Annotated in this window: 28 protein-coding genes; 16 read left to right on the forward strand and 12 right to left on the reverse strand. The window is 48.2% G+C overall.

What is annotated here, in order from left to right; all coding sequences use genetic code 11:
* The first annotated feature begins 83 nt into the window (after positions 1-83).
* Positions 84-632 carry a gamma carbonic anhydrase family protein gene (locus tag ACF8EG_RS12310; RefSeq protein ID WP_069505271.1) on the forward strand — a complete coding sequence of 183 codons (549 nt, stop codon included), beginning with the start codon at positions 84-86 and terminating at the stop codon, positions 630-632.
* A gap of 7 nt (positions 633-639) precedes the next feature.
* On the opposite strand, the gene ACF8EG_RS12315 is transcribed toward ACF8EG_RS12310, so the two are convergent.
* The 4 genes from ACF8EG_RS12315 to ACF8EG_RS12330 all read right to left on the reverse strand — a co-directional run bounded on the left by ACF8EG_RS12315 (position 640) and on the right by ACF8EG_RS12330 (position 3,364).
* Positions 640-903, reverse strand: a complete 264-nt coding sequence (locus ACF8EG_RS12315) for a DUF1488 domain-containing protein (protein ID WP_005461429.1) — start codon at positions 901-903, stop codon at positions 640-642.
* A gap of 3 nt (positions 904-906) precedes the next feature.
* On the reverse strand, positions 907-1,740 hold the full coding sequence (gene aroE / locus ACF8EG_RS12320; RefSeq protein WP_069505273.1) for a shikimate dehydrogenase: 834 nt from the start codon (positions 1,738-1,740) through the stop codon (positions 907-909).
* 101 nt (positions 1,741-1,841) lie between these two features.
* On the reverse strand, positions 1,842-2,759 hold the full coding sequence (gene hemF / locus ACF8EG_RS12325) for an oxygen-dependent coproporphyrinogen oxidase (RefSeq protein WP_069505275.1): 918 nt from the start codon (positions 2,757-2,759) through the stop codon (positions 1,842-1,844).
* Positions 2,760-2,806: 47 nt separating this feature from the next.
* Positions 2,807-3,364 carry an L-threonylcarbamoyladenylate synthase gene (locus tag ACF8EG_RS12330; protein ID WP_015297509.1) on the reverse strand — a complete coding sequence of 186 codons (558 nt, stop codon included), beginning with the start codon at positions 3,362-3,364 and terminating at the stop codon, positions 2,807-2,809.
* Positions 3,365-3,563: 199 nt separating this feature from the next.
* Here ACF8EG_RS12330 and purE point away from each other — a divergent pair, with 199 nt between their 5' ends.
* Together purE and ACF8EG_RS12340 are read left to right on the forward strand one after the other, a co-directional pair.
* The gene (gene purE / locus ACF8EG_RS12335) at positions 3,564-4,049 is read left to right on the forward strand and encodes a 5-(carboxyamino)imidazole ribonucleotide mutase (protein ID WP_005394016.1); all 486 of its coding nucleotides are present in this window, start codon (positions 3,564-3,566) and stop codon (positions 4,047-4,049) included.
* 4 nt (positions 4,050-4,053) lie between these two features.
* Positions 4,054-5,187 carry a 5-(carboxyamino)imidazole ribonucleotide synthase gene (locus tag ACF8EG_RS12340; protein ID WP_069505277.1) on the forward strand — a complete coding sequence of 378 codons (1,134 nt, stop codon included), beginning with the start codon at positions 4,054-4,056 and terminating at the stop codon, positions 5,185-5,187.
* A 62-nt stretch (positions 5,188-5,249) separates the two neighbouring features.
* Here ACF8EG_RS12340 and ACF8EG_RS12345 read toward each other — a convergent pair whose 3' ends face one another.
* From ACF8EG_RS12345 to ACF8EG_RS12360, 4 genes are all read right to left on the reverse strand, one after another.
* On the reverse strand, positions 5,250-5,819 hold the full coding sequence (locus ACF8EG_RS12345) for a type I DNA topoisomerase (RefSeq protein WP_029864579.1): 570 nt from the start codon (positions 5,817-5,819) through the stop codon (positions 5,250-5,252).
* 78 nt (positions 5,820-5,897) lie between these two features.
* Positions 5,898-6,377: a DUF494 family protein gene (locus tag ACF8EG_RS12350; RefSeq protein WP_005461440.1), complete on the reverse strand. Its 480-nt coding sequence runs from the start codon at positions 6,375-6,377 to the stop codon at positions 5,898-5,900.
* 2 nt (positions 6,378-6,379) lie between these two features.
* Positions 6,380-7,492 (reverse strand): DNA-processing protein DprA, encoded by a 1,113-nt coding sequence (dprA, locus tag ACF8EG_RS12355; RefSeq protein ID WP_069505279.1) that lies wholly within the window; start codon positions 7,490-7,492, stop codon positions 6,380-6,382.
* Complete coding sequence (locus tag ACF8EG_RS12360; protein ID WP_025632360.1) at positions 7,476-8,570, reverse strand: LysM peptidoglycan-binding domain-containing protein; 1,095 nt, start codon at positions 8,568-8,570, stop codon at positions 7,476-7,478. The genes dprA and ACF8EG_RS12360 overlap by 17 nt, the downstream gene beginning before the upstream one ends.
* A 138-nt stretch (positions 8,571-8,708) precedes the next feature.
* Between ACF8EG_RS12360 and def the strand changes: the two genes are divergently transcribed.
* From def to ACF8EG_RS12390, 6 genes are all read left to right on the forward strand, one after another.
* Positions 8,709-9,227: a peptide deformylase gene (gene def, locus ACF8EG_RS12365; RefSeq protein WP_005461416.1), complete on the forward strand. Its 519-nt coding sequence runs from the start codon at positions 8,709-8,711 to the stop codon at positions 9,225-9,227.
* Positions 9,228-9,260: 33 nt separating this feature from the next.
* A complete protein-coding gene (gene fmt / locus ACF8EG_RS12370) occupies positions 9,261-10,208 on the forward strand; it encodes a methionyl-tRNA formyltransferase (RefSeq protein WP_069505281.1) in 948 nt (315 codons plus the stop codon).
* Positions 10,209-10,288: 80 nt separating this feature from the next.
* Entirely contained in the window at positions 10,289-11,572 is a 1,284-nt protein-coding gene (gene rsmB, locus ACF8EG_RS12375) for a 16S rRNA (cytosine(967)-C(5))-methyltransferase RsmB (RefSeq protein WP_069505283.1), read from the forward strand.
* Between the two features lie 64 nt (positions 11,573-11,636).
* Positions 11,637-13,013 (forward strand): Trk system potassium transporter TrkA, encoded by a 1,377-nt coding sequence (trkA, locus tag ACF8EG_RS12380; protein ID WP_005461427.1) that lies wholly within the window; start codon positions 11,637-11,639, stop codon positions 13,011-13,013.
* 9 nt (positions 13,014-13,022) lie between these two features.
* Positions 13,023-14,468: a TrkH family potassium uptake protein gene (locus ACF8EG_RS12385; protein WP_005481183.1), complete on the forward strand. Its 1,446-nt coding sequence runs from the start codon at positions 13,023-13,025 to the stop codon at positions 14,466-14,468.
* A gap of 25 nt (positions 14,469-14,493) precedes the next feature.
* Positions 14,494-15,078: a DUF3157 family protein gene (locus ACF8EG_RS12390; protein WP_023584682.1), complete on the forward strand. Its 585-nt coding sequence runs from the start codon at positions 14,494-14,496 to the stop codon at positions 15,076-15,078.
* Between the two features lie 67 nt (positions 15,079-15,145).
* On the opposite strand, the gene ACF8EG_RS12395 is transcribed toward ACF8EG_RS12390, so the two are convergent.
* Positions 15,146-15,799, reverse strand: coding sequence for a hemolysin III family protein (locus ACF8EG_RS12395; RefSeq protein WP_005461458.1), 654 nt, complete (start codon positions 15,797-15,799; stop codon positions 15,146-15,148).
* Positions 15,800-15,871: 72 nt separating this feature from the next.
* A complete protein-coding gene (locus ACF8EG_RS12400; RefSeq protein ID WP_005497426.1) occupies positions 15,872-16,678 on the reverse strand; it encodes a sporulation protein in 807 nt (268 codons plus the stop codon).
* 296 nt (positions 16,679-16,974) lie between these two features.
* Here ACF8EG_RS12400 and ACF8EG_RS12405 point away from each other — a divergent pair, with 296 nt between their 5' ends.
* From ACF8EG_RS12405 to ACF8EG_RS12425, 5 genes are all read left to right on the forward strand, one after another.
* Positions 16,975-17,142 (forward strand): hypothetical protein, encoded by a 168-nt coding sequence (locus ACF8EG_RS12405; RefSeq protein ID WP_011106137.1) that lies wholly within the window; start codon positions 16,975-16,977, stop codon positions 17,140-17,142.
* A gap of 111 nt (positions 17,143-17,253) precedes the next feature.
* Positions 17,254-17,520, forward strand: a complete 267-nt coding sequence (locus ACF8EG_RS12410) for a YihD family protein (protein ID WP_005461387.1) — start codon at positions 17,254-17,256, stop codon at positions 17,518-17,520.
* 277 nt (positions 17,521-17,797) lie between these two features.
* The gene (gene ccoG / locus ACF8EG_RS12415) at positions 17,798-19,219 is read left to right on the forward strand and encodes a cytochrome c oxidase accessory protein CcoG (RefSeq protein ID WP_206926109.1); all 1,422 of its coding nucleotides are present in this window, start codon (positions 17,798-17,800) and stop codon (positions 19,217-19,219) included.
* Positions 19,220-19,270: 51 nt separating this feature from the next.
* Positions 19,271-20,257 (forward strand): serine/threonine protein kinase, encoded by a 987-nt coding sequence (locus ACF8EG_RS12420; RefSeq protein ID WP_069505287.1) that lies wholly within the window; start codon positions 19,271-19,273, stop codon positions 20,255-20,257.
* Positions 20,258-20,291: 34 nt separating this feature from the next.
* Complete coding sequence (locus ACF8EG_RS12425; protein WP_005454748.1) at positions 20,292-20,894, forward strand: thiol:disulfide interchange protein DsbA/DsbL; 603 nt, start codon at positions 20,292-20,294, stop codon at positions 20,892-20,894.
* Between the two features lie 41 nt (positions 20,895-20,935).
* On the opposite strand, the gene ACF8EG_RS12430 is transcribed toward ACF8EG_RS12425, so the two are convergent.
* Positions 20,936-21,814, reverse strand: coding sequence for an acyltransferase (locus tag ACF8EG_RS12430; protein WP_021483960.1), 879 nt, complete (start codon positions 21,812-21,814; stop codon positions 20,936-20,938).
* Between the two features lie 162 nt (positions 21,815-21,976).
* On the opposite strand from ACF8EG_RS12430, the gene ACF8EG_RS12435 reads away from it, so the two are divergent.
* The gene (locus tag ACF8EG_RS12435) at positions 21,977-22,933 is read left to right on the forward strand and encodes a DUF2860 domain-containing protein (RefSeq protein ID WP_069505289.1); all 957 of its coding nucleotides are present in this window, start codon (positions 21,977-21,979) and stop codon (positions 22,931-22,933) included.
* A 56-nt stretch (positions 22,934-22,989) separates the two neighbouring features.
* On the opposite strand, the gene ACF8EG_RS12440 is transcribed toward ACF8EG_RS12435, so the two are convergent.
* Positions 22,990-24,513, reverse strand: a complete 1,524-nt coding sequence (locus ACF8EG_RS12440; protein WP_206926110.1) for a YifB family Mg chelatase-like AAA ATPase — start codon at positions 24,511-24,513, stop codon at positions 22,990-22,992.
* A 464-nt stretch (positions 24,514-24,977) separates the two neighbouring features.
* On the opposite strand from ACF8EG_RS12440, the gene ilvG reads away from it, so the two are divergent.
* Entirely contained in the window at positions 24,978-26,624 is a 1,647-nt protein-coding gene (gene ilvG / locus ACF8EG_RS12445) for an acetolactate synthase 2 catalytic subunit (RefSeq protein ID WP_021483956.1), read from the forward strand.
* Positions 26,625-26,630: the final 6 nt, after the last annotated feature.

Here is a 26,630-nt window from a genome sequence, read left to right on the forward strand (position 1 = left end):
GGGTGTTTTTTATTCTAAAAGGCGAGTTTTCACTACTATTCTACCTCCATGTCCCCTGTAATCGCCCCTAATAAGGAGAAAAGATGAGCTCAATTAGAAGCTACAAAGGTATAAAGCCTCAACTTGGTGAGCGTGCTTACGTTGACTCAACCTCAGTGTTAGTCGGAGATATCCGTATTGGGGACGATTCTAGCATTTGGCCATTAGTAGCGGCACGAGGCGATGTGAACCACATTCACATTGGTGATCGAACGAATATTCAAGATGGCAGTGTTTTGCATGTCACCCATAAGAACGCCGAAAACCCAAACGGCTACCCACTTATAATTGGCAATGACGTTACGATTGGCCACAAAGTGATGCTGCACGGTTGTGAGATCCACGATCGTGTTTTGGTTGGTATGGGGGCGATTGTTTTAGATGCTGTCGTTATTGAATCAGAGGTGATGATTGGAGCGGGCAGTTTAGTACCGCCAGGAAAGAGATTAGAAAGCGGCTATCTTTATGTCGGTAGCCCAGTAAAACAAGCTCGCCCTCTATCAGAGACAGAACGAGCTTTTTTGCAAAAGTCTGCCAATAACTATGTTCAAAACAAAAACGACTACTTACATGAAGTAGAAGACTTGAACTAAAGGTCTGTTAGCCGATGATAATGTGGCCTTCTTCATTGAAGGCTTCATCTTCTATTAACTCTTCTGCTATTTCTTCCAGATCAAATCGGTAGTCAATAAAAGCAGAGATCACGGCCTGCTCCGTATCTAACTCTGAGCCAGATAACTTTTCTAACTTTTGTTTCGTCACAAAGCATTCTATTAGCGCACCAGATTGTTGCGCCGCAAAGTTTACTGATTGTGATACTTCATCCCATGATTGCATGTCTGGGAATAAGATGGATTGATTCATCGCTTATTGACCTTCAAGGTTCTTTCTTAATTCACGCAAAATCTGTTTGGCTCCAGGACGAAGACCGCGCCATAACATAAAACTCTCAGCAGCTTGGCCAACTAACATACCTAAACCATCATAAGCATGTGCCGCACCGTGTTGCTTAGCCCATTGGTTAAATGATGTATCACCTTTGCCATACATCATGTCGTAGCTTGTACTATTGGCGGCGAACACCGATGAAGAGATCGCAGGTAACTCACCACTCAATGATGCAGACGTAGAGTTGATTATGATATCGAACTCTTCAGCAATGGTATTCATCTCTTTTGCTGTAACAGGGCCATACGCAGAAAACAATTCTGCCAATGCTTCGGCTTTGGAAAACGTACGATTAGTTATCGTTAGAGATGTTGGTTTTTGATCGAGCAATGGTTTAATCACTCCTCGAGCGGCACCACCAGCTCCTATGATCAGGATGCGTGCGCCTTCTAAAACGACTTGGTGTTGCAACAAGTCCTGCACTAAGCCTGCACCATCAGTGTTATCACCTATGATTTCACCATCATCAAGCTTCTTAAGTGTATTCACTGCTCCAGCAAGCTGAGCACGCTCGGTCAAACGGCTGGCAAATTGATAGGCGTCTTCTTTAAAAGGCAAGGTCACGTTACAGCCTTTGCCGCCGTCAGCAAAAAATGCTTTCGCCGCCTCGATAAATCCACCCACAGGCGCACACTCTGCGGTGTATGTAAGGGACTGATTCGTTTGACGAGCAAAGAGTGTATGGATAAATGGCGACTTGCTGTGCCCGATAGGGTTACCAAACACGGCGTAACGATCGATTTGCGGGGTCATGTCCTTACCTTTATTCCTTACTTAGATATAGAGAAAACAGGGCCATCTGATTACAGATGACCCTATCACTATCTATCTATATAGAAAAGGAGATTCCGTGCTTACCATTCGCGTGGTTTCAGGTATCGCTCGTAAAGTTCGGCTTCAGGCGTTCCTGCTTCTGGTTTGTAGCGGTACTCCCAGCGAGCTAACGGCGGCATCGACATCAGAATCGACTCGGTACGCCCACCACTTTGTAAACCGAATAAAGTGCCACGGTCGTACACTAAGTTGAACTCAACATAACGACCACGACGGTAAAGTTGGAATTCACGTTCGCGCTCGCCATATTCGATGTCTTTACGACGAGACACGATCGGCAAATAAGCTTGGCAATAGCCTTCACCCACCGCTTTGATGTAATTAAAACACTTATCAAACTCCCAGTGATTCAAATCATCAAAGAACAAACCACCAACACCACGAGTTTCATTTCGATGTGGCAAGAAGAAGTACTTATCACACCACGCTTTGTGTTCAGCATATACTTCTTCACCAAATAGGGCACAGATTGCCTTAGCTGTATCGTGCCATGACTGACAATCTTCTTCGAAAGGATAGAAAGGAGTCAGGTCGAAACCACCACCAAACCACCAAATTGGTTCTTCGCCCTCTTTCTCGGCGATAAAGAAACGCACATTCGCATGAGAAGTTGGGACGTAAGGGTTTTTGGGATGGATAACCAAAGAAACCCCCATCGCTTCAAAACGGCGACCCGCTAGCTCCGGACGATGTGCCGTCGCAGATGCTGGCATTTCTTTCCCTTCTACATGCGAGAAGTTCACCCCACCTTGCTCGAAAACAAGGCCATCACGCATAACACGTGAGCGCCCACCGCCTCCAAGACGTTCGCCCGGTTCACGATGCCATGCATCCTCGACAAAGACGGCCTCTCCATCTTCTTGTTCTAACTGCTGACAAATGGAGTCCTGAAGTGACATCAGGAACTGCTTTACGGCGTGCTTATCGATTGCTGACATACGTTATTACCTATTACGTGATACCGGTTGATGACTGGCAAGCAGGGTTAGCCCTGTCTTAATATTTGTGAAGTTTTGGCGTCACGAATCTCGCTGGGTTTATCACGGCCGCTGGTTTCACCACGAAGAATGGCCACCAGCTTGTCACCCAATTGCTGCTCTACCTCTTCCGTGGTCATACACGGTGGCAAGCCGGAAAGATTCGCGCTGGTAGAGGTTAACGGCTTTCCGAATGCATTACACATCTTTTGAACCAAAGGATGATCAGTCACACGAACTGCAATTGAATCAAACTGTCCTGAAACCCAGTTGGAGACTTTATCGCTCGCTGGCATGATCCAAGTGTATGGGCCAGGCCAAGTTGCATGAACGGTCGCTAATTGTTCTGGAGTCAGTTGAGATTCATCAATATACGGCAAGAGCTGCTCATAACTTGCGGCGATCAGAATCAGCCCTTTTTCCACCGGACGCTGCTTGAGATCCAGTAGTTTTTGAATTGCTTCTGGGTTATCTGGATCGCATCCGACACCAAAAACCCCTTCTGTTGGGTAGGCAATCACTTCGCCTTGTTGTAGTGCGTTGAGCACTTGTTCAAAGTTATCCACCGATTACTTCCTGATTGTCTGACTGTATTATTTTCACTAAGTGTACAAATATTCATTCTCAGACACTAAAGCAATTTTTTTATAAAATGTATCAATAGCGTCAACAACAAGACGCAAACGTTTGCTTGAGATAAAAATCCCCGTATAATGCGCACAAATTTATCAGCTCACCTAATTTTGCAGCTTGAAGGAGTTTGAGATGAAAGTCGGTATCATCATGGGTTCTAAATCCGATTGGCCAACCATGAAACTAGCAGCAGACATGCTGGATCAATTTGGCGTGTCTTACGAAACAAAGGTGGTGTCAGCTCACCGTACTCCTCAACTATTAGCCGATTACGCTAGCAGCGCGAAAGAACGCGGCATCAAAGTGATCATCGCAGGTGCCGGTGGTGCAGCTCACCTACCGGGAATGGCGGCAGCCTTCACCAGTTTGCCTGTACTTGGCGTTCCGGTTCAATCTCGCGCTCTAAAAGGCATGGACTCTTTGCTATCTATTGTACAAATGCCAAAAGGCATTGCAGTCGGCACGTTAGCGATTGGCGAAGCGGGCGCTGCAAACGCGGGCATCTTAGCGGCACAAATCCTAGGCACTCATGACGAAAGCATCATGGCGAAGGTAGAAGCGTTCCGCAATGAACAGACGGAAACCGTACTGGCTAACCCAAATCCAGCTGAGGATTAATCAGATGCATGTACTGGTTCTCGGATCAGGTCAGTTGGCTCGCATGATGTCTCTGGCTGGTGCACCACTAAACATCCAAATCTCGGCTTACGATGTCGGCAGCGGTAACGTTGTCCATCCTCTTACCCAACAGGTGCTTGGTCATGGTTTGGAAAATGCCATTGAACAAGTGGATGCGATCACCGCAGAATTCGAACATATTCCTCACGATGTACTCGACATCTGTGAATTAAGTGGCAAGTTCCTCCCTAGTACCGCAGCCATCAAAGCAGGCGGTGACCGCCGTGTTGAAAAAGCGCTACTCGATAATGCTGGCGTGCGTAATGCAAAGTACTACGTGATTGAGACACGTGAAGATTTTGAACGCGCAATTGAACATGTTGGCATGCCTATGGTGCTGAAAAGTGCATTGGGTGGTTACGATGGTAAAGGCCAATGGCGCTTGAAAGAAGCGGCTCAGATCGAGACGATCTGGGCAGAAATGGCGGAGTGCATTGCAGCAACACCAACTCAAGCGATTGTGGCTGAGGAGTTTGTGCCATTTAATCGTGAAGTCTCTTTAGTTGGTGCGCGTGGCAAAGACGGCAGTGTTGAAGTTTACCCTCTAGCAGAAAACGTTCATACCAATGGCGTATTGAGCTTATCCACCGCGATTGATGCGCCAGAGCTGCAAGCCCAAGCCAAGCAGATGTTCACGGCCGTCGCAGATAGCCTGGATTACGTTGGCGCATTGGCACTCGAGTTCTTTGATGTCGAGGGCACACTGTTAGTCAATGAGATTGCCCCACGCGTGCACAACTCCGGTCACTGGACACAGCAAGGTGCGGAAACTTGTCAGTTTGAAAACCATCTGCGCGCCGTGTGCGGCTTGCCGTTAGGCTGCACCAAACTGATTCGCGAAACCTCAATGGTGAATATTCTTGGTGAAGATACGTTGCCAGAAGCGCTGCTCGCCATGGATGGTTGTCACATCCATTGGTACGGCAAAGAGAAGCGCGAAGGGCGCAAAATGGGTCACATCAACGTATGCGGTGACTACCCAGGAGAATTGCACCGTAGGTTGTGCGCTCTCGCGGAGGTCTTAGATCCAATGACATTCCCAGCCGTGCACGAGTTTGCGAAACAAGCACAACGCTAAAATCTAGCCCAAAAACCACAAAGGGTCGCACGATGCGACCCTTTTTAATTCCTTTGATGTATTTACCCTTGTTGAGTGTGCTGGCACTTACGGTTGGCACATTGCAATTTCACACCACTGGCGAGTTTCTTCTCCACCAACAACGTAAAACCACATTCTTCGCACCTCCCCTTTGCAGGAGGGAGATTCACGGCAAATTTACATTTAGGGTAGTTATCACATGCGTAGAAAGTTTTACCAAAACGCGTCTTACGTTCGACTAAATGACCTTTACCGCATTCAGGACACGCATAGTGCTCTTGCGACTGCTTTTCTGGCTCAGGTTGATTAATCGACTCAATATGATGGCACGCCGGATAGTTACTGCAACCAACAAACATCCCATAACGCCCTTGGCGTAATACCAACTCGTTACCACAATCTGGACAAGGAACGCCAAGCTCTTTGACGATGTGTCCATCATTGTTGTGCAGGGCTTTGATGTAATCACAGCTTGGGTAGTGGCTACAGCCAAGAAAGGGGCCGTGTTTGCCATGTTTGAGGGTCAACTCGCTGCCACATTTAGGACACGGCTCGTGTTCCAATGCGTGTTCATGGGCAGAGAAAAGGGTATTGTCGATTTTACTACTCATACTTACCGTTTCGTGAAAAACACACCAAAAGACAAGCTCGCGTTCTTGCTAGCTAAACTCGAACTTGCCTAGATTGGGTTAGTGAAGAATCCCTTGTTCCTTGGTGTACAACAGCTCTTCCATTAGCGTATAAGCGTTTTCATTACCAGGCACATTAAACAGCACCATCAAAATGATCCATTTGAGGTCTTCAAGCTCAAACTCGCTCGTTTCTAGACCCATCACTCGGTCAATCACCATTTCACGAGTTTCTGTCGTCAACACATTGATTTGCTCAAGGAACAATAAAAAGCCTCGGCACTCCAAATCCAAACGCTGCATCTCTTTCGCAGTATAGATACGAGTCGATGATGACGCGATACAAGCCGAAATCGCAGAAGATGTATCACTTTGCTGCAGCGCTGCGAGCTCTTCTAACCAGACAAGGGCTTTGTAGATATCTTTTTGTTGGAAGCCTGCGCGAAGCAATTCTTCTTCCAACTCGTCTTGTTCGACCTGTAACTCTGCATCGCTATGGATGTAGGTTTCGAATAGATACATCAGTATATCCATCATCATAGCTAGCCCCTCCCCTTTCGAATATAGCCACCTGAAACCGCAACAACATGCCCAGAGAGCTCAAGCTCTAAGAGCTGCATCATGACTTCTTGGACAGGTATATTGGTCCTGTTTGCAAGAATATCAACCGGTGTAGCTTCACTTCCTACGTTAGCTAACAGCTGAGGAAATGGCAATTCTTCTTCATCATTTAGCGTAGAAAATAAATCGATACTTTGATTAACAGACCAATCGAGTAAAGACTGTATTTCATCGAGGATATCTTGGGTTTTCTCTACGAGGCAGGCACCGTTGCGAATCAATTGGTTACCACCACTAGCATTGCGAGCATTAATTGAGGCCGGCAGCGCAAACACTTCTCGCCCTTGCTCAAGGGCATAACGCGCGGTAATAAGCGAGCCACTTTTCTCGGCCGCTTCCACCACTAACACACCTAACGATAAGCCGCTAATGATACGATTTCGACGCGGAAAGTTTTCTGCGCGAGGCTTGGCATTGGGGCGAAACTCAGAAACCAGTGCGCCATTTTCTGTTACTCGCTGCGCTAAACCACGATGACGAGCAGGATAAACATGTTCTAAACCAGACCCGAGCACAGCTATCGTCTTACCACCCGCTTGTAGCGCACCGTCATGAGCATGGCCATCAATCCCAAGCGCTAAACCGCTAGTGACAATCAATTCTTGCTGAGCCAACTCTGCCGCAAATTGACGTGCATGGTGTAAACCATCAAAACTGGCGTTACGGCTGCCCACCATGGCAATTTGTGGTTGCGATAAAAAGGTAGGATTCCCCTCGACAAACAACAACGGAGGCGGAGCGACAACTTGCTTGAGTAAAGGGGGATATAAAGGATCGGCCAGCGTCAGAATGTGATGATTTGTAGAAGTGGCTAGCCACGTTAAACAAGCATCGACCTCTTTATCGACCGAAGCCCAAGCTTGCAGCTGTTTGTTCGTCAAACCCAATTGATAGAGCTGATCAGAAGAGGAACTGATGATATTGCGAGGCGTATCTTTGGCGAGCAGCTTATTCATTTTGACCCCACCGATGCCTGGCAAGCAACTCAGCTTAAGCCAGGCAGCAAGGTCACTGTCGTTATTGCGTGGTTTCATTGGTGGTCGACTCTTGCGTCAGAGGCGAAACCACAGAGACCTCTTTATTGATGGGTTTAGTGCTGGTTGTGATCAACGCTAAGCTAAAGTACTCATAAGGACGAATGACCAGCAACTCGCCAACTTTACTTTGAGGTAAGGTTATTTTCTTATCGAGGACACCAAACTCTTTCTTGAATTCATCGCCATCTTTGTAAACCGGATGCGCGTCTTCTTTTAAATCAAACACACTGCCTTGTTTCACACTGTCAGACGTACCTTTATCAATCACCACAACTTGGTTGGTTGAGCTAAAGCGAATACCTTCGATATTGCCTAGCAACTTTGCAGAACTGCCTTGTGGCGACGGCATAGGGTAGAACGTTGTTGTGAAGTCAGTGTTCTCAACCGATTGATTTGGCAACGCGATATCGTTGCGCAGGATTTCTTGCAATTGAGACGTGATCTTCAAACCAGAATAATCGCTCGAAGCCTCAACGAGTTCGCCTTTTGCAATCAAACGCAGCGCAGTGATCTCTTTAGACACATCGTCACGCGAAAAGGTTTCTACCGGTCGGTAAATAGCCCAGCCTGTAGCGGTCTGCTTGCCATCGATGTACAGCACATCTTCTGCCGTCAGATATTTACTGCCTTTGCTGCTGCCCATCACTTTTGCAGCATTGTTCAACGCATCTTGATCCAGCAACCGATCCGATTTGAGATACGGCATCACCAAACCTTCCGCTACCGTTGGTACGGCTTTCTTTTCTGTGATGCGTGCTTTCGGGCTCAGCTTCTTAACCGGTTTTAGGCTCAACACGGGCTGACCGTTAATCCACACCAAAGACAGCTTATCTCCGGGATAAATTAAATGAGGGTTATCGATGTCTGGATTGACTTGCCACAAACGAGGCCACAACCACGGGCTATCTAAGTACATGGCCGAAATATCCCATAGCGTATCGCCCTTCACGACTACATACGTTTGTGGCGCATCATCTTTAACAGTCAGTGGTTTAGCATCCACATTTGCTACAGCGTTGAAAGAGAAAAGTAACGGCAACGTAACACTGGCAACGTTGCGGAAAATTCGATTCATGACCCTCGTCCTTGGTCTGTTAAGCAGGAACCAGAATGGAAATTGGTGCAAGGATGCTGTCATTTAGGCTATAAAATGTCTAGAATTGAGCCAACAAGGTTTGTGCTGTTTCGGCACAGTTCAATATTTCGAGTGAATATGTCTGTATTACAAGTATTAACATTCCCAGATGATCGCCTGCGCACGGTCGCGAAGCCTGTTGACGCGGTGACTCCTGAGATTCAAAAAATCGTCGATGACATGATTGAAACCATGTACGACGAAGAAGGTATTGGCCTTGCTGCAACGCAGGTTGATATCCACAAACGTATCGTAGTGATTGATATTTCAGAAACTCGCGATGAGCCGATGGTGCTAATCAACCCTGAGATTCTGGAAAAGCGTGGCGAAGATGGCATCGAAGAAGGCTGTCTGTCGGTACCTGGTGCACGCGCACTTGTGCCTCGCGCTGCAGAAGTTACCGTTAAAGCACTGGATCGTGATGGCAAAGAGTTCACCTTTGAAGCCGACGACCTGCTAGCGATTTGTGTTCAACACGAGCTTGATCACCTACAAGGAAAGCTATTCGTGGATTACCTATCGCCACTGAAACGCAAACGCATTCAGGACAAGCTAGCAAAAATCAAACGCTTTAACGAGAAGCAGCAAAACGCTTAATCTCGAACCATACCAATTAGAAGGAAGTCTACCTTGAGTCAGTCTTTACGTATTGTCTTTGCAGGTACTCCGGATTTCGCCGCCCGTCACTTGGCGGCGTTGTTGTCTTCGGAGCATGAAGTAATCGCGGTTTACACAAACCCAGATCGTCCAGCGGGTCGTGGCAAGAAATTGGCTGCGCCACCGGTAAAACAACTGGCGCTGGAACACAACATCCCGGTTTACCAACCTGAAAGCTTTAAGTCCGACGAAGCGAAACAAGAACTTGCCGATCTGAACGCCGATCTCATGGTTGTCGTGGCGTACGGTATGCTCCTGCCACAAGCGGTTCTTGATACCCCTAAACTGGGCTGTATCAACGTACATGGTTCTATCCTACCTCGTTGGCGTGGTGCGGCTCCAATCCAACGCTCTATTTGGGCGGGCGATGCAGAAACTGGCGTGACCATCATGCAGATGGACATCGGTCTCGACACTGGTGATATGCTGAAGATTGCAACTCTGCCAATCGAAGCGACAGATACCAGCGCTTCAATGTACGAAAAATTGGCTGAGCTTGGTCCAGAATCCCTGATTGACTGCCTAGCAGACATTGCTGCGGGTAAAGCAGTGCCAGTGAAGCAAGACGATGAGCTAGCGAACTATGCGAAAAAACTCAGCAAAGAAGAAGCACGCATCAACTGGAACGACGATGCGGCGCACATTGAGCGCTGCGTTCGTGCATTTAACCCATGGCCAATGAGCCACTTTGAGGCGGCAGAAAATAGCATCAAAGTATGGCAAAGCCGTGTGGCAGAGCAAACCAGTGACAAGCCAGCCGGCACCATAGTGCAAGCAGATAAAACTGGTATTTATGTTGCGACAGGCAACGGCGTACTGGTGCTAGAGCAACTGCAAGTTCCTGGCAAAAAAGCCATGTCAGTTCAGGATATTCTGAACTCACGTGCTGCTTGGTTTGAAGTCGGCACTCTGCTGGTTTAAGCCATACTAGGGGTTATTATCCCCAATAATACGAACTTTTAGAGGGCAGAGATGCCCTCCTTTACTTTAAGGTACTCATCATGAATGTTCGCGCTGCGGCTGCTAACGTCCTGTATCTTGTCGTCGACAAGGGCCACTCACTTTCAAGCGCTCTTCCAGCGGCTCAACAAACGGTACGACCTCGTGACCACGCTCTGCTACAAGAGATCTGTTACGGTGCGCTACGTTACCTACCTCGCCTAGAAATGATCGCAAACCAGTTGATGGATAAGCCGCTCAAAGGCAAACAACGTGTATTCCATCACCTAATTCTGGTTGGCATTTACCAACTGAGCTTCATGCGTATTCCTGCGCACGCAGCAGTCGGTGAAACGGTTGAAGGCACTAAAGAGCTGAAAGGTCCTCGTCTGCGTGGTTTGATTAACGCTGTATTGCGTAACTACCAACGCAACCAAGAAGAACTCGACCAAATGGCTGTCAGCAACAACGCTGGCAAGTACGGTCACCCAAGCTGGTTACTAAAACTGCTGCAAGAGGCCTACCCACAGCAATGGGAAAGCATTGTTGAAGCGAATAACCAAAAAGCACCAATGTGGCTGCGTGTGAACCATCAACACCACACTCGTGATGAATACCTTGCGCTACTCAAAAATGAAAACATTGATAGCACGCCACACACAGAAGCAAAGGACGCCATAAAATTGGCCGCACCATGTGACGTGATGAAGCTACCTGGTTTTGATAAAGGTTGGGTTTCGGTCCAAGATGCGGCAGCTCAGCTTTCGATCAACTACCTAAAACCACAAGACGGCGAACTGATTTTGGATTGCTGTGCTGCGCCAGGTGGCAAGACTGCGCACATTCTAGAGCGCACGTCGGGCAGTGAAGTGGTCGCGATTGACTGCGACGACACACGGCTGAAACGTGTGCATGAAAACCTGAAGCGTCTCAACCTTCAGGCAAAAGTGGTTTGCGGTGATGCGCGTAATCCACAAGAATGGTGGCAAGGCGAGCAATTTGATCGCATTTTGCTAGATGCCCCATGTTCTGCGACTGGCGTGATTCGTCGTCACCCAGACATCAAATGGCTACGTCGTGCAGACGACATCGCCGCATTAGCAGAGCTACAAAGTGAAATTTTTGATGCCATGTGGACGCAACTGAAACCCGGCGGCACAATGGTTTACGCGACTTGTTCAATCACACCGCAAGAAAACGTGGAGCAAGTAAAAGCGTTTTTAGCACGTACCGCGGATGCGCAACTGCTGGATTCTGATCCCGACCAGCCTGGTCGTCAAATTCTACCAGGCGAAGAAGATATGGATGGTTTCTACTACGCAGTGCTAACAAAAACACGCGCGTAACAGCATGCTAAATAGGGCGATTGGAGTGATTTCAATCGCCTTTTTCAGATAACGAGAAAAGAGTATGAAGATCATTATTCTTGGTGCAGGTCAGGTTGGCGGCACACTGGCAGAAAACCTAGTGGGTGAAAACAACGACATCACCATCGTCGACAACAATGCCGACCGACTGCGTGAATTGCAGGACAAATACGACCTGCGTGTGGTCAATGGCCATGCGAGCCACCCAGACGTGCTGCACGAAGCTGGCGCGCAAGACGCCGATATGCTCGTCGCAGTAACCAACACTGATGAAACCAATATGGCTGCCTGTCAGGTCGCGTTCACTCTATTCAACACCCCAAACCGCGTTGCACGTATTCGCTCTCCAGAATACTTGGCAGAAAAAGAAGCCCTGTTTAAATCTGGCGCCATTCCTGTCGATCACCTTATCGCCCCAGAAGAACTCGTTACGAGCTACATCGAACGTCTGATCCAATACCCAGGCGCGCTGCAAGTGGTGAGCTTTGCTGAACAGAAAGTCAGCCTAGTGGCGGTAAAAGCCTACTACGGTGGCCCGTTGGTGGGTAACGCGCTGTCTGCTTTGCGTGAGCACATGCCGCACATCGATACCCGTGTGGCAGCGATTTTCCGTCAAGGCCGTCCGATTCGCCCGCAAGGCACCACCATTATTGAAGCCGATGATGAAGTGTTCTTCGTCGCCGCAAGCAACCACATTCGCTCTGTAATGAGTGAACTACAGCGCCTAGAAAAACCTTACCGCCGCATCATGATTGTTGGCGGGGGTAACATCGGCGCAAGCTTGGCAAAACGCCTAGAGCAAACTTACAGCGTGAAGCTGATTGAGCGCGACTATCAGCGTGCAGAAAAGCTGTCTGAGCAATTAGAGAACACCATCGTGTTCTGTGGCGATGCCGCAGACCAAGAGCTACTGACTGAAGAAAACATCGACCAAGTTGACGTATTCATCGCTCTCACCAACGAAGATGAAACCAACATCATGTCCGCTATGCTGGCAAAACGCATGGGCGCGAAGAAGGTGATGGTACTGATCCAACGCGGCGCGTACGTTGACTTAGTCCAAGGCGGCGTGATTGATGTGGCCATCTCACCACAGCAAGCAACCATTTCCGCCTTGCTGACGCACGTTCGCCGTGCAGACATCGTAAACGTATCGTCTCTGCGTCGCGGTGCGGCGGAAGCTATCGAGGCCGTAGCGCACGGTGACGAAACCACATCCAAAGTGGTTGGCCGAGCGATTGGTGACATTAAACTGCCACCGGGAACCACCATTGGTGCTGTCGTTCGTGGCGAAGAAGTTCTTATCGCACACGATCGTACCGTCATCGAGCAAGATGACCACGTCGTGATGTTCTTGGTCGACAAAAAGTACGTACCAGACGTCGAAGCGCTGTTCCAGCCGAGCCCATTCTTCCTCTAGGATTTTCCTATGGTCAACTTACGTCCCGTACTGTTTGTTATCGGGCTGGTTTTATCCAAACTGGCCCTTTTTATGTACGTGCCGACTTTGGTCGCTTTCTTCACAGGTACGGGCGGTTTCCTCGATTTCGCCCAAGCCGTTGTGATCACGCACCTTGCCGCCTTCATCTGTTTGACGATTGGCCGAACCGCCAAGTTCAAACTCAGTGTGCGCGACATGTTCCTCATCACTAGTTTGGTCTGGACCATCGCCAGCGCGTTCGCCGCGTTGCCATTTGTGTTCATTAACCACATCAGCTTCACCGATGCCTACTTCGAAACCATGTCGGGGATCACCACCACGGGCTCCACAGTGCTCAGTGGCTTGGACAACATGGCGCCGAGCATTTTGTTATGGCGCTCCATCTTGCAATGGCTGGGTGGCATTGGCTTTATCGTAATGGCGGTGGCAATCCTACCCATGTTGAACGTCGGTGGTATGAAGCTGTTCCAAACGGAATCGTCCGACTGGTCAGATAAAAGCAGCCCAAGAGCCAAAACCGTAGCGAAGAACATCGTGTTGGTGTATCTGATCTTAACGGGCATGTGCATTGGTGGTTATGTTCTGACGGGCATGAACCTGTTTGAAGCGATCAACCACGCCTTTACCACCCTATCTACCGGCGGTTACTCGACCTCCGATAGCTCGATGAACAACTTCTCCAACGGTGCGCACTGGGTCGCGACCACTTTCATGTTCTTAGGCGGTCTGCCATTTCTATTGTTTGTTGCCGCGCTACGTAAACGCAGCATCGATATTCTGGTCAAAGATGCACAGGTACGAGGCTTTGCATACTTGTTCTTGTTCTCAAGCTTAGTGGTTGCCGCTTGGCTAGTGATTCGCGATGGTTACACCATTTTGGATGCCCTGCGAGTGTCGATGTTCAACATCGTTTCTGTGGTGACAACCACCGGGTTCGGCTTGGAAGATTTCACCGCTTGGGGCGCTCTGCCAACCACGCTCTTTGCCTTCTTAATGATGGCAGGGGCATGTTCTGGCTCAACCGCGGGCGGGATTAAAATCTTCCGTTTCCAAATTGCTATGACGCTGTTAAACAAACAGATCATGAAACTGATTCATCCATCCGGCGTTTTCGTGCAACGTTACAACCAACGTCCTGTGAACGACGACATCGTGCGCTCTGTGGTGGCGTTTGGGTTGATGTTCTTTATCACCATCATCTTTATCGCTGGCTGTTTAAGTGCCCTTGGTCTTGATCCCGTGACCAGCATTTCTGGCTCAATCACCGCCGTTGCCAACGTGGGTCCTGGCATGGGTAGCGTGATCGGCCCAACCGGTAACTTCGCGCCACTACCAGATGCCGCTAAATGGCTTCTAAGCTTTGGTATGTTGATGGGCCGCTTGGAGATTCTGACTATTCTTGTACTGTTCTTCCCTGCGTTTTGGCGCCGTTAAGCAGACACAAATAAAAGGTATGACAATGAAAACATGGATCACTCTGGCGACCCTACTCGCCACCTCATCCGCCTACGCCGCTGAAGTCGTCACTTTAGCCGACGGTCGAGAAGTGAAGTTGAACGATGACTTTACTTGGGAATACGTGATGACAAGTTCTGCGCCAAAAGAGGCCGTAGCCCAAACCACAACCAGCGCGGTTGAAACTGTCGCAGCTCCTGCGATTGCGACAATTCCGGTCGTAACAAAAACCGTCGGTACCACCGTGGTTGTGAACGCGAAAAAACCAACCTTGCAGTTGTCAGACTCAGGGGTTGACGTACTGATTGGCTCTGCGAGCTACGAAGGTGGAGAACTGGTACTGCCAACGTCTATCACCAACCAAAGCTCTCAATCTGTCATTCAGGTGGAGGTTGAGGTACAAGTGTTTGATATGTCTGGCAAGCAACTGGCGAAAGAAAAGGTCACGGTTTGGCAATCCATCAAACGAATGGCGGATACCTACCTGAGACCACAGCAAGCAGAACAAGGTAAGAGCATTAAACTGGCCGTGCCGCAATCTCAGCAATACCAGTTTTCTGCCAAAGTGTTAGAAGTGAAAACTCGCTAATACGGGTCTGATATTCTTTGTCGAGCGTATCTTGCCACGCTGACGCGTGAGGCTTAGGTCGCTAAGTTTAGATAGGCTCGACAAAGTAATAAATCGCGAAGAAGTGACACACACAACCCGCTAAAACGAAGCCATGCCAAATCGCATGGTTAAAGGGGATACGCTTCGCAACGTAGAAAATCACCCCTAGCGAGTACACCAAACCGCCCACCGCAAGCAGCGTAAGTCCACCGATATCCAGATTGATCGCCAACTGATAAATCACAATCAACGACAACCATCCCATCACCAAATAAGTCATCAGCGACAACTTCTTAAAGCGATAAACAAACGCGACCTTCATGATGATGCCGAGCAAAGCAATGCTCCAGATAACGATCATCAAGCCAAACGCAAGTGGCGTGCGTAAACTCACCAACAAAAATGGCGTGTAACTGCCAGCAATAAGCAGATAAATAGCGCAATGGTCGAAGGTTTTCAGCCAGCGTTTCGCTTTAGGGTGAGGGATCGCGTGGTACAGCGTTGAGGCTAGAAACAGCACAATAATACTGGAGCCGTAGATCGCCATGCTTGTCACGGTCAATGTGTCAGCTTGGTGGTTTGTCGCTTTGATTAACAACAGGATTAACCCGACAATGCCGAAAATCATCCCAATACCGTGCGTGATGGTGTTGGCGAGCTCTTCACTTTGACTGTATTGAGGTTTCTGCGGTGAGGACATCAATGCGCCTATACTAGAGTTTTGAATATTCGCTCTAGTATGGCACATTAAGCGTACACGTGTAAGCTAAAATTAAGACTCGTGAATCGCGGTCGTTTGGTCGAGGTAATTAAGGACAAGCTCACCCACTTCTTCCAGGTTTGTTGTCACCGGAATACACAGTTCGCGCTTGAGTTTGCCACTGCCGAGCAAGCTGGCAAGCATACCGCGAGAGCCACTGCGAGTGCGGTCAATCTCAAACCAAAGCTTGAGGTTTTGCTCATCGCGATGCGCGACAAACTCTAACTCGCGCCATACGCCATGATACGGGCCATCAGTGGGCACCATTTCAAACTCTTGTACAAATGGCAGTTCGAAACCTTTTACCTCTTCGCATTCGACTTGGCGAATACGCAAGCCTTGGGCTTCAAACGCTGACAATATGGCATCCATAAGTGGGTCGGGTCTAACGGTGAGAATGTCTTTGTCGGTAGGGTCAAGCGCCATCGCCACATCTAAGCCAGTTTCTAGCCAGACTTTTGCATCGCCGATGGTCACTGGTGTGTTCCAAGGCACGTCGAGTTTGACGTCGAAGGTGCGCTCTTCACCAGGATGAATCGTAAAGGCGTACGGGAGATTCCATTTCGCCAAGACATGCGTTTGCGGTACTCGACGCATGCTGTGCCCTTCTCGCGCACCACGGTCGTCCGGAGCCTCTGCGATGTAGCGGCAACAAAGCTTCATATCGATGTTATCGATCGCTTGTTCTGTCGCGCCACCATAAACGTGAATAGAAACATCCACACTTTGACCGGGATAAAGCACATCCTGATTTAGAATCGAATCTACCTTAGCGCTGCCGATCCCAAAGCTCGCAAGTGTCTTCTTCAAAAATGACATATGCACCTCCTTTGTCGAGATCTCATACTACTACTGCTGATCATGGGATCAAAACAAATTTTTGCGTCGATCCGAGCGACAAAATAACAAAATCGAGAGAATTCAATTGCTCAACTATCGACCAATTATAACAAGGGTGCTAACCTATACATGATATGCATGCATATCGGTATTCCTGACTCATTTATTGGACTGGCGAAAGCCAAAAGAGCCACCCTTCAAGCAGTTGAAGCTCAACTCATAATGAGTCAGGCCATTACATCGGCAATGGATATGCCTGGCAGTTAGGTAATCGAATGCGCCCAACTACAGTCAGGTTCGCACACACCAATACAAGTGCAATGCGCCGCCGCAGTGGCTTCACTACTGCATCTAAGGCAAAACAAGTTGCGCCAGCTATGACACTGGTTGAGAAGACAGCAATAGTGTCGAGTGTTACAACCAAAGTTATCAAAGCAGCTTAACCAAAAGCGCGGCGCCAGCTGCGCTTTTTCTTTTCCTTCCTTTTCTATTTGTCTTCGCGATGCAATTTGATACCTTAAGCGCAAATACTTATAAATATTGTGGAGAAAGAAATGAAGTGTCATCGCATAGAAGAGCTACTTGAGCTATTAGAGCCAGAGTGGCAAAAAGACCAAGAAATGAACCTGCTGCAATTCATCGTCAAACTGGCGCAAGAGGCGGGCTACGACGGCAAGTTGGAAGATCTCTCCGACGACGTACTGATCTACCATCTTAAAATGCGCAACAGCAGCAAAGACGAAATGATCCCGGGCCTGAAGAAAGACCAAGAAGATGACTTCAAAACCGCCATCTTACGTGCTCGCGGCATCATCAAATAAACACGCCTCACGACTTTCGAAGCGACTCCTCAGAGTCGCTTTTTTTATAACTAAATCAAATAGATTTTTAATACAGTTATAACTGTTCAGCCGTTTATTAGGTTAACTGTACTGACTTTTGTTGTTAAACGTAGACTGCGTTAAAGAAAAGGAATTGTTATTGCTTGTATAATCGCCGTTTATCAGTATTAACTAAAATAATTAATAGCAATGTCACAGAGCGACATCACCAGAAATGCCGCCGTACATTATAAAAAAGCCTAAGAAGGATGAGTGCATGAGTCAGGATAAGATCGATATCAAAGATGTGACTCCCAAAACTTTCAACCCGAAAACCCATAAAGGAAACGGGGATCGTTTTAACCCAAGCAATCGCATCTACGTTCGAGAAAGTAAAGGGACTTACCAAAAACTGCGTCGCTACGGTGGTTGGTTCTTACTGCTACTGTTTGCTTTGGTACCGTGGATCCCATACGGCGAGCGACAAGCGATCTTGCTTGATATCGGCAACCAGCAGTTCAACTTTTTCGGCACCACGCTTTATCCGCAAGATCTGACACTACTCGCTCTGCTCTTTGTGATCGCCGCGTTTGGCCTGTTCTTCATTACCACCTTTTTAGGCCGAGTCTGGTGTGGCTATCTCTGCCCGCAAACCGTGTGGACCTTCATGTACATCTGGTTTGAAGAAAAACTCGAAGGCAGCGCGAATAAACGTCGCAAACAAGACGCCAATAAACTCACCGCCAACTTAGCCATGCGTAAAACACTCAAGCACACCGCTTGGTTTGCTATCGCGCTCGCCACAGGCTTCACCTTTGTTGGTTACTTTGTACCGATGAAACAGCTGGTGATTGATTTCTTCACCTTCAACGCTAACTTCTGGCCAGTATTCTGGGTGATGTTCTTTGCCATCTGTACTTACGGCAACGCAGGTTGGATGCGCTCAATCATGTGTATTCACATGTGTCCTTACGCGCGTTTTCAATCAGCGATGTTCGACAAAGACACGTTCATCGTCGGTTACGATACCAAACGTGGTGAAAAGCGCGGTCCGCGTTCACGTAAAGCCGATCCAAAACAACTGGGCTTAGGTGACTGTATTGATTGTGACCTGTGTGTGCAGGTGTGTCCAACTGGCATCGATATCCGTGACGGCTTGCAGTATGAATGTATCAACTGTGGCGCTTGTATTGATGCGTGTGACAACACCATGGACCGCATGGGCTACGAAAAAGGCTTAATCAGCTACACCACTGAACACCGTCTATCGGGCAAACACACCAAAGTGATGCGACCTAAGCTACTGGGCTACGGCGCGGTACTCTTGGTGATGATTGGTCTGTTCTTCGCTCAAATCGCCGCCGTCGATCCTGCAGGCATGAGCGTGATTCGCGACCGTAACCAACTGTTCCGCGTGAACAGCGCTGGCGAAGTAGAAAACACCTACACCCTAAAAGTGATCAACAAAACTCAACAAGTCCAAGAATATAATCTGGATGTAAAAGGATTGAACGATGTGAGTTGGTACGGCAAACAAACAATTCAAGTTGAGCCAGGGGAAGTGTTGAACTTGCCAATGAGCCTTGGTGCCGATCCTGACAAGCTAAACTCTGCGATCACCACAATTCAGTTTATACTCACCGATAAGAGCAACGAATTCACTATCGAAGTTGAAAGTCGGTTTATCAAAAAGCTGTAACAACGTCGACAATTAATGGAAAAAGGCTCAGTAATGAGCCTTTTTATTTATATGTCCCAAAGTATGTTTAACTTTGACGCCCTCACCCCTGATTTCATGTGGTACGCGTTAGAAAGCATTGGCATTCGTGCTGAATCGGGCTTTCTGCCTCTCAACAGCTACGAAAACCGTGTGTATCAATTTACCGATGAAGAGCGTCGTCGCTACGTCGTGAAGTTCTATCGTCCAGAACGTTGGAACAACGAGCAGATTCAAGAAGAGCACGATTTCACGCTTGAGCTGATTGATAGCGAAATCCCCGTCGCCCCACCCGTACGCATCAATGGCAACACCCTACACCACTATCAAGGCTATGGGTTCGCTCTCTTCGAAAGCGTAGGCGGTCGTCAGTTTGAAGTCGATAACTTAGAGCAGCTTGAAGGAGTTGGTCGCTTTTTAGGACGCATCCATAAAGTCGGCAGCCGACAAGCTTTTCAACATCGCCCTACCATTGGTTTGCAAGAGTATCTCTACCAACCACGTGAGATTTTGCAAAACGCCAATATGATCCCGATGCATTTAGAAAACAGCTTTTTCAATGACTTGGATATGCTCATCAAAGCCATCGAAAACCACTGGCAAGACAGCTTCACAACGATTCGTCTGCATGGCGATTGCCATCCGGGTAACATCTTGTGGCGCGACGGCCCAATGTTTGTCGATCTAGATGACTCGCGCAACGGCCCTGCCGTACAAGATTTGTGGATGCTACTTAACGGCGAACGCCAAGATAAGCTGATGCAACTGGACATCATTTTAGAGGCGTATCAAGAGTTTTGCGATTTTAACGCCGCGGAATTGAAACTAATCGAGCCGCTTCGCGGTCTACGAATGGTGCACTATATGGCATGGCTAGCAAAACGTTGGCATGACCCGGCATTTCCACTCGCTTTTCCATGGTTTAATGAGCCAAAATACTGGGAAGGTCAGGTCCTTGCATTTAAAGAGCAGATTGCCAGCTTAGAAGAAGCACCACTGTCTTTAATGCCTCAATGGTAAGTCAGGCCGAACAATTCAAAATGGAGATATTTAGATGAAAAAACTGTTCGCACTGTTTTCTATGCTGATGCTAAGCCTGTCGGCACATGCAGCGCAATTCAAAGAAGGTGAACATTACAAAGTATTGGATCTTGAGGTATCAAAGAAGCCTTTAGTGACTGAGTTCTTCTCATTCTACTGCCCACACTGTAATACCTTTGAACCAGTTATCCAGCAGCTTAAAAAGCAGCTACCTGAAGGCACCAAACTGCAAAAGAACCACGTGTCTTTCATGGGTGGCAACATGGGTCCTTCAATGAGCAAAGCATTCGCCACGATGGTCGCAATGAAGGTTGAAGATCAAATGGTGCCAGTGATGTTTAACCGCATCCACAACATGCGCAAACCACCTCGTGACGACGCTGAACTTCGCCAAATCTTCCTAGATGAAGGCATAGACGCGAAGAAATTTGATGCGGCTTACAACGGCTTCGCGGTTGATTCCATGGTTCGTCGTATGGACAAGCAGTTCGAAAATAGCGGTTTGACAGGCGTTCCTGCGGTTATCGTGAATAACAAATACCTAGTTCAAGCACAAAGCATTAAATCAATGGATGAGTACTTTGCACTGGTGAACTACTTGCTAACGCTAAAATAAGCGCAACGCACAGAAAACAGGGGAGCACATGGCTCCCCTTTTTATTTGTGAATCTCTTGTAGCAGTTGGTCTTTCTCTTGCCACACATCCCCTAACCATTGCTGGAATTGGCGCTTGTACGGCTTGTCGTTGAAGTAATCCCCTAACACCTGCTCATCAACTGGCAACACTTTCACATGGACCACGATCTTAGTCATGCGCCCCATCAGCATGTCTTTAAAAGGTTTGTCCGTATTCTCTGGATACGCGAGGGTCACATCAATGATGTTCTCAAACTGCTCGCCCATTGCCGCCAATGTGTAAGCAATACCGCCTGACTTGGGTTGCAACAGGTATTGGTAGCCCGCTTTGCTTTTACGCTGCTTCTCTTCAGTAAAGCGTGTACCTTCCACGTAGTTCACAACCGTGGTTGGAGTATGCTTGAACTTGGCACACGAACGACGTGTGGTTGCCAAATCTTGGCCACGTTTGTGAGGGTTACGAATTAAATACTCACGAGAGTAACGACGCATGAAAGGCATGTCTAACGCCCAACATGCCATACCAATAAACGGCACATACAGCAGTTGTTGTTTGAGGAAAAACTTCGGCATTGGAATGCGATCTTTAAATACGCAGCACAGCACAACAATATCCGTCCAACTGAGGTGATTGCTGATCAGCAAATACCAACCATCTTTTTTCAGATTCTCGATGCCTTGAACGTCCCACTCCACACGGTTAGACAAGGCAAGAATCCCCGCATTGACGGTCGCCCAAATCCACATCACTTTGTTGGCAGCTTCCGTCCCTTTAGCTTTTAACTGCGTGGTCGGAAGTAGGATCTTAAAAATAGCGATGACACAAATTACGAGTGAACAAATCGCAGAATTGAGGATCACAAAAGAAGCGTTAAAAAAAAATAACAAATATGCCAACATGATAACCAAACAACAGTGATAAGGTGTGAGTAATAAAACAGCGTGTAATTATACTGCTCCGTTGCCACATTGGAACATTTGTGAGAATGGTCAGATTTGTTTTATGTAAAACCAGACTCATATCAAAATCACAATATTCATTCGACAACAAGGAGATAACGAATGAAACCAAGGCTAACCCTTTTGCCTTTGGCCTTTGTCGTCAGTGCTGCTCAGGCTCAACTCGCTGAAACTGCAGGGTTCAGCGGCGAAATATCAATCAATGCTGGTGTGATTTCATCGGAATCGAACTTTAATACCGACAACAGCAAAACCATCGACTCGTTAGAGCAAAGCGCTGAAAGCGACACAACCGTCATCGCAGCGCCACTCGGAAGTGTCGCCTACACGTTTGGTCACCAGCTCAACCACCAAGTGTATGCTGGTACAACGCGTTCCGATGTGGCAGTCGGTACACTGGCTTTTCAATTAGGCTATCAGTACGAACTGCCGTCAGGCACAGTATTGGATGTCTCTTACCTTCCGACCGTCCTCAAAGGCGAAACGTGGCGTAATCCTTATCAAGTGAGTACGGCTCGTAAAACAACGGATGAAGGTGGTAACGCCTATCGATTTCAAATCAAAGGTTTGGTCGATAGAAACTTCACCCTCGATTTAGCTTATGCCGATAAAGATGTCGAACAAGATGAAGTCACCGATCGTACACTCGCGCGTGATGCCAATATTTATTACGTAAAAGGCGAATATCGTATTTCACTAGACCAAACATCGCTACTGCAACCTGCGTTCACCTTCATCAACCAAGATGCAGATGGAAAAGCAGAATCGTATGGCTCTTATGCCTTTGACGTAAGTTGGTTTAAGTTCATCAACCGTCATCGTTTAGCCTTAACAGCAGGCTATGCACTCAAAGATTATCAATCGGCTAGCCAAACTTTTGCGAAAACGCGCAGTGATGACACCTTGAGCTTGTTTGCCGCTTACGAATACCAAAACGTGTTTGATTGGCAAAACTGGTCGTTCATTTCCTTCGCGGGTTATAGCCAAACCGATTCAAACATCACCTTTTATGACGAAAATGAATACCTTTTGTCGTTAGGCTTTAACTACAGCTTCTAACATGGTTCTCGCGGCGAACATGTGAATACTCGCCGCGAACTCCTCTCAAATGACCACTACACGGCTTGAGCCGTGATTTGTTTCAGCAATCGGTCCATCGCGCGATACCCGAGCGCTTCCGCTAAATGAGAACGTTCAATCTGCTCAGCACCTTCTAAATCCGCTATCGTGCGGGCCACTTTAATGATGCGATGATAGGCACGAATCGATAAGCCCAGCCGATGTAGTGCAGTTTCGAGAAATTCCGCATCGCTTTTTTGCAACGGGCAAAATGCCTCAATCTCACGGCTGCCGAGCAGTGCGTTGACTTTGCCATTTCGATTGAGCATGCTCTCGCGAGCAAGACTGACGCGCTCTTTGACGAGTTCCGTGGGTTCACCTCGATCACCACCTTCCGCCAACGTGCCTTTCGGTAAGGATGGAATTTCTAACGACATATCAAAACGGTCGAGAAGCGGTCCCGATAAACGACCCAAATAACGCAAAATGGCCTGAGGATTGGTACGCGCTTGATTCCCTTCATAATAGCCCGTAGGGCTCGGATTCAACGCGCCCACCAGCTGAAAACGAGCAGGAAAACGCGTTTTTCCTTGTGCGCGCGAAATGATGATCTCACCCGACTCTAGTGGTTCTCGTAACGAGTCCAACACTTTACGGTCAAACTCCGGCATTTCATCAAGGAACAATAACCCATTGTGAGCCAAAGAAATCTCACCTGGTCTTGGCACCGAGCCACCACCAACTAATGCCGCCATCGAACTGGAATGGTGCGGCGTACGAAACGGACGCGACTTCCAGTTGTGCTCATTAATCTCACTTTGCGTCAGTGACGCGACTGAAGCCGTTTCCATCGCTTCTTCGTCGCTCATCTCCGGCAGTAAGTCGCATAAACGCGATGCCAGCATGGTTTTTCCTGTACCAGGAGGACCAAGGAAAAGTAGGTTGTGGTTTCCAGCCGCCGCAATTTCTAGAGCACGCTTGCCTTGTTGCTGGCCAATGATGTCTTGTAGATCTCGACCATGTTTTTCAACCGTTTTTCGCTTCGGAGTTTGATAAAGATTGAGACGATGCTGACCACATAACTCCGCACACACCTCAAGTAAGGATTGCGCTGACTTATGTTGCTCTTTGCCCACCAACGCCGCTTGATCACCATTGACATGAGGCACCACCAAATGACGTCCTACCTTGCTTGCAGCCAACGCGGCTGGAAGCACGCCTTTGACAGGTCTTAATCCTCCAGACAGGGCTAATTCGCCAACAAATTCGTAGTTTTTGAGCCTATCTGTCGCGATTTGCTCTGAAGCCGCCAAAATACCCAATGCAATAGGCAAATCAAAACGGCCGCCTTCTTTAGGTAAATCCGCTGGGGCCAAATTGACCGTAATGCGCTTGGCTGGAAACTGGAAATTTGAATTGATGATCGCACTGCGTACACGATCTTTGGATTCCTTTACCGTAGTCTCCGGCAACCCAACGAGAGTAAAGCCGGGCATGCCATTACTGATATGCACTTCCACACTAACTGACGGCGCTTGCACCCCGACACTTGCCCGACTATGAATGATTGCCAGCCCCATAAACTCCCCAATCTATTGAACACTATATAAACAAATGTTTTATCTATGTGGTTATGTTATATACCGCGTCCAAATTGAGAGTTAATGTGAAAAAAGAATGACTTTTTGCTTGTCATGCAGCGGATTTGTGTGATACCACTAATGACGCAAACATTTTCGTAGAACATTACACAATACTATTTAACGAAAAAAGAACGACAGACAGATGAACCTATTCGCTCACATCAACACACTGCTAGCCCTGATTATCGTGGTCATTATTGGCACCGCGCGGGGGCTTGTGGGCGAAAGGTAACCACAAATTACAAAAAACCCCCGCGCTGAAAAGTCCGGGGGTTTTTTTACAACTACAAGTTGTCATCTGTCTAACCCTCGGACAGTTTAACGGGAAGAATGGGAGCGCACATGAAGTGCAACACACATGGCAATCGCTACGAGCCACAACGTAGCAAGGGAGGTTTACGATGACTGGTGCACAACTTGTCGTAGCCGCTTTAAGACAGCAAGGTATCAAGACGGTGTTTGGTTATCCCGGTGGAGCCATCATGCCAATCTATGATGCCTTGTATGACGGGGGTGTCGAGCACATCTTATGCCGTCATGAACAAGGGGCCGCCATGGCCGCCATCGGTATGGCTCGATCCACTCAAGATGTTGCCGTGTGCATGGCAACTTCCGGCCCTGGGGCCACCAACCTTGTTACCGGCCTAGCCGACGCTTTCCTTGATTCCGTTCCTTTGGTAGCCATCACAGGTCAGGTTGCCAGCTCTCATATCGGTACCGATGCGTTCCAAGAAATGGATGTGATTGGTATGTCTCTCGCCTGTACTAAGCATAGTTATCTCGTTACTGACATTGAAGATCTTGCCCCTACGCTAGCCGAAGCGTTTGAAGTGGCCAAAACGGGTCGTCCGGGCCCGGTCATTGTCGATATTGCGAAAGATGTTCAGCTTGCTCAAGCCCCAACAGAATTACTGCCACCTTACGTTGCACCTGAAATTGAAGACGTCAGCGTTGAAGACATCAAACGCGCGCAAGACGTACTGGCGGCGTCCACTCGCCCGGTATTGTATGTCGGCGGCGGTGTGCAGCTAGCGAAAGCAACAGATGCAGTGAGAGAGTTCTTACGTCTGAACCCGATGCCAGCGGTAAGCACTCTGAAAGGCTTAGGTACGATTGAACGCCATGACCCTCACTACTTAGGCATGTTAGGTATGCACGGCACCAAAGCGGCCAACCTTGTGGTTCAAGAAGCGGATCTGTTGATTGTCGTAGGCGCGCGTTTTGATGACCGTGTGACGGGCAAACTCGATACCTTTGCGCCGCACGCCAAAGTCATCCATATCGACATCGATGCGGCAGAAATCCATAAGCTTCGCCACGCAAACGCACCACTGCGAGGCGACATCAATACCATTCTTCCTCAATTGGAGCTGACTCAAGATATCTCATCGTGGGTTCACCACAGTGAAAGTCTGCGTAGCGGCTTTAAGTGGCGTTACGACCACCCTGGCGATCTTATCTACGCGCCGCTGCTGCTTAAGCAGTTATCTGACATGATGCCAGACAGCGCCATCGTCTCGACTGACGTAGGCCAGCACCAAATGTGGGCAGCTCAGCATATTCAGCCACGCGATCCGCAAAACTTCATTACTTCCGCAGGCTTAGGCACCATGGGTTTTGGTTTGCCAGCAGCAATGGGCGCATCAGTCGCGCGTCCGGATGATCAGTCTATCCTTATTACAGGTGACGGTTCATTCATGATGAACGTACAGGAGCTAGGCACGCTAAAACGTCGCCAAATTCCAGTGAAGATTGTTCTCCTAAACAACCAACGTCTTGGCATGGTTCGCCAATGGCAATCACTGTTTTTCGACGGTCGCCACAGTGAAACCATTCTTGATGACAACCCAGATTTCGTGATGTTGGCAAAAGCCTTCGACATTCCGGGCAAAACCATCACCAAGAAAGAAGAAGTCGAACCAGCACTTAAAGAGATGCTAGCGAGCGAAACTTCTTACATGCTTCACGTTTTAATTGATGAAGAAGAAAACGTGTGGCCACTTGTACCACCTGGTGCATCAAACAGTGATATGTTGGAAAACACGTAGGAGACA

It is taken from the genome of Vibrio sp. YQ_11 (genome assembly GCF_043103065.1).
Lineage (GTDB): Bacteria > Pseudomonadota > Gammaproteobacteria > Enterobacterales > Vibrionaceae > Vibrio > Vibrio parahaemolyticus.

Coding starts and splice junctions, on each gene's coding strand:
- trkA (WP_005461427.1), top strand. CDS start 11,637: ATGAAGATCATTATTCTTGGTGCAGGTCAGGTTGGCGGCACACTGGCA.
- ACF8EG_RS12315 (WP_005461429.1), bottom strand. CDS start 903: ATGAATCAATCCATCTTATTCCCAGACATGCAATCATGGGATGAAGTA.
- ACF8EG_RS12345 (WP_029864579.1), bottom strand. CDS start 5,819: ATGAGTAGTAAAATCGACAATACCCTTTTCTCTGCCCATGAACACGCA.
- ACF8EG_RS12390 (WP_023584682.1), top strand. CDS start 14,494: ATGAAAACATGGATCACTCTGGCGACCCTACTCGCCACCTCATCCGCC.
- ACF8EG_RS12410 (WP_005461387.1), top strand. CDS start 17,254: ATGAAGTGTCATCGCATAGAAGAGCTACTTGAGCTATTAGAGCCAGAG.
- purE (WP_005394016.1), top strand. CDS start 3,564: ATGAAAGTCGGTATCATCATGGGTTCTAAATCCGATTGGCCAACCATG.
- ACF8EG_RS12385 (WP_005481183.1), top strand. CDS start 13,023: ATGGTCAACTTACGTCCCGTACTGTTTGTTATCGGGCTGGTTTTATCC.
- ACF8EG_RS12425 (WP_005454748.1), top strand. CDS start 20,292: ATGAAAAAACTGTTCGCACTGTTTTCTATGCTGATGCTAAGCCTGTCG.
- ccoG (WP_206926109.1), top strand. CDS start 17,798: ATGAGTCAGGATAAGATCGATATCAAAGATGTGACTCCCAAAACTTTC.
- ACF8EG_RS12360 (WP_025632360.1), bottom strand. CDS start 8,570: ATGAATCGAATTTTCCGCAACGTTGCCAGTGTTACGTTGCCGTTACTT.
- ilvG (WP_021483956.1), top strand. CDS start 24,978: ATGACTGGTGCACAACTTGTCGTAGCCGCTTTAAGACAGCAAGGTATC.
- hemF (WP_069505275.1), bottom strand. CDS start 2,759: ATGTCAGCAATCGATAAGCACGCCGTAAAGCAGTTCCTGATGTCACTT.
- ACF8EG_RS12400 (WP_005497426.1), bottom strand. CDS start 16,678: ATGTCATTTTTGAAGAAGACACTTGCGAGCTTTGGGATCGGCAGCGCT.
- rsmB (WP_069505283.1), top strand. CDS start 10,289: ATGAATGTTCGCGCTGCGGCTGCTAACGTCCTGTATCTTGTCGTCGAC.
- def (WP_005461416.1), top strand. CDS start 8,709: ATGTCTGTATTACAAGTATTAACATTCCCAGATGATCGCCTGCGCACG.
- ACF8EG_RS12310 (WP_069505271.1), top strand. CDS start 84: ATGAGCTCAATTAGAAGCTACAAAGGTATAAAGCCTCAACTTGGTGAG.
- ACF8EG_RS12435 (WP_069505289.1), top strand. CDS start 21,977: ATGAAACCAAGGCTAACCCTTTTGCCTTTGGCCTTTGTCGTCAGTGCT.
- ACF8EG_RS12395 (WP_005461458.1), bottom strand. CDS start 15,799: ATGTCCTCACCGCAGAAACCTCAATACAGTCAAAGTGAAGAGCTCGCC.
- dprA (WP_069505279.1), bottom strand. CDS start 7,492: ATGAAACCACGCAATAACGACAGTGACCTTGCTGCCTGGCTTAAGCTG.
- ACF8EG_RS12440 (WP_206926110.1), bottom strand. CDS start 24,513: ATGGGGCTGGCAATCATTCATAGTCGGGCAAGTGTCGGGGTGCAAGCG.
- ACF8EG_RS12340 (WP_069505277.1), top strand. CDS start 4,054: ATGCATGTACTGGTTCTCGGATCAGGTCAGTTGGCTCGCATGATGTCT.
- ACF8EG_RS12405 (WP_011106137.1), top strand. CDS start 16,975: ATGCGCCCAACTACAGTCAGGTTCGCACACACCAATACAAGTGCAATG.
- ACF8EG_RS12350 (WP_005461440.1), bottom strand. CDS start 6,377: ATGATGATGGATATACTGATGTATCTATTCGAAACCTACATCCATAGC.
- ACF8EG_RS12430 (WP_021483960.1), bottom strand. CDS start 21,814: ATGTTGGCATATTTGTTATTTTTTTTTAACGCTTCTTTTGTGATCCTC.
- aroE (WP_069505273.1), bottom strand. CDS start 1,740: ATGACCCCGCAAATCGATCGTTACGCCGTGTTTGGTAACCCTATCGGG.
- ACF8EG_RS12420 (WP_069505287.1), top strand. CDS start 19,271: ATGTCCCAAAGTATGTTTAACTTTGACGCCCTCACCCCTGATTTCATG.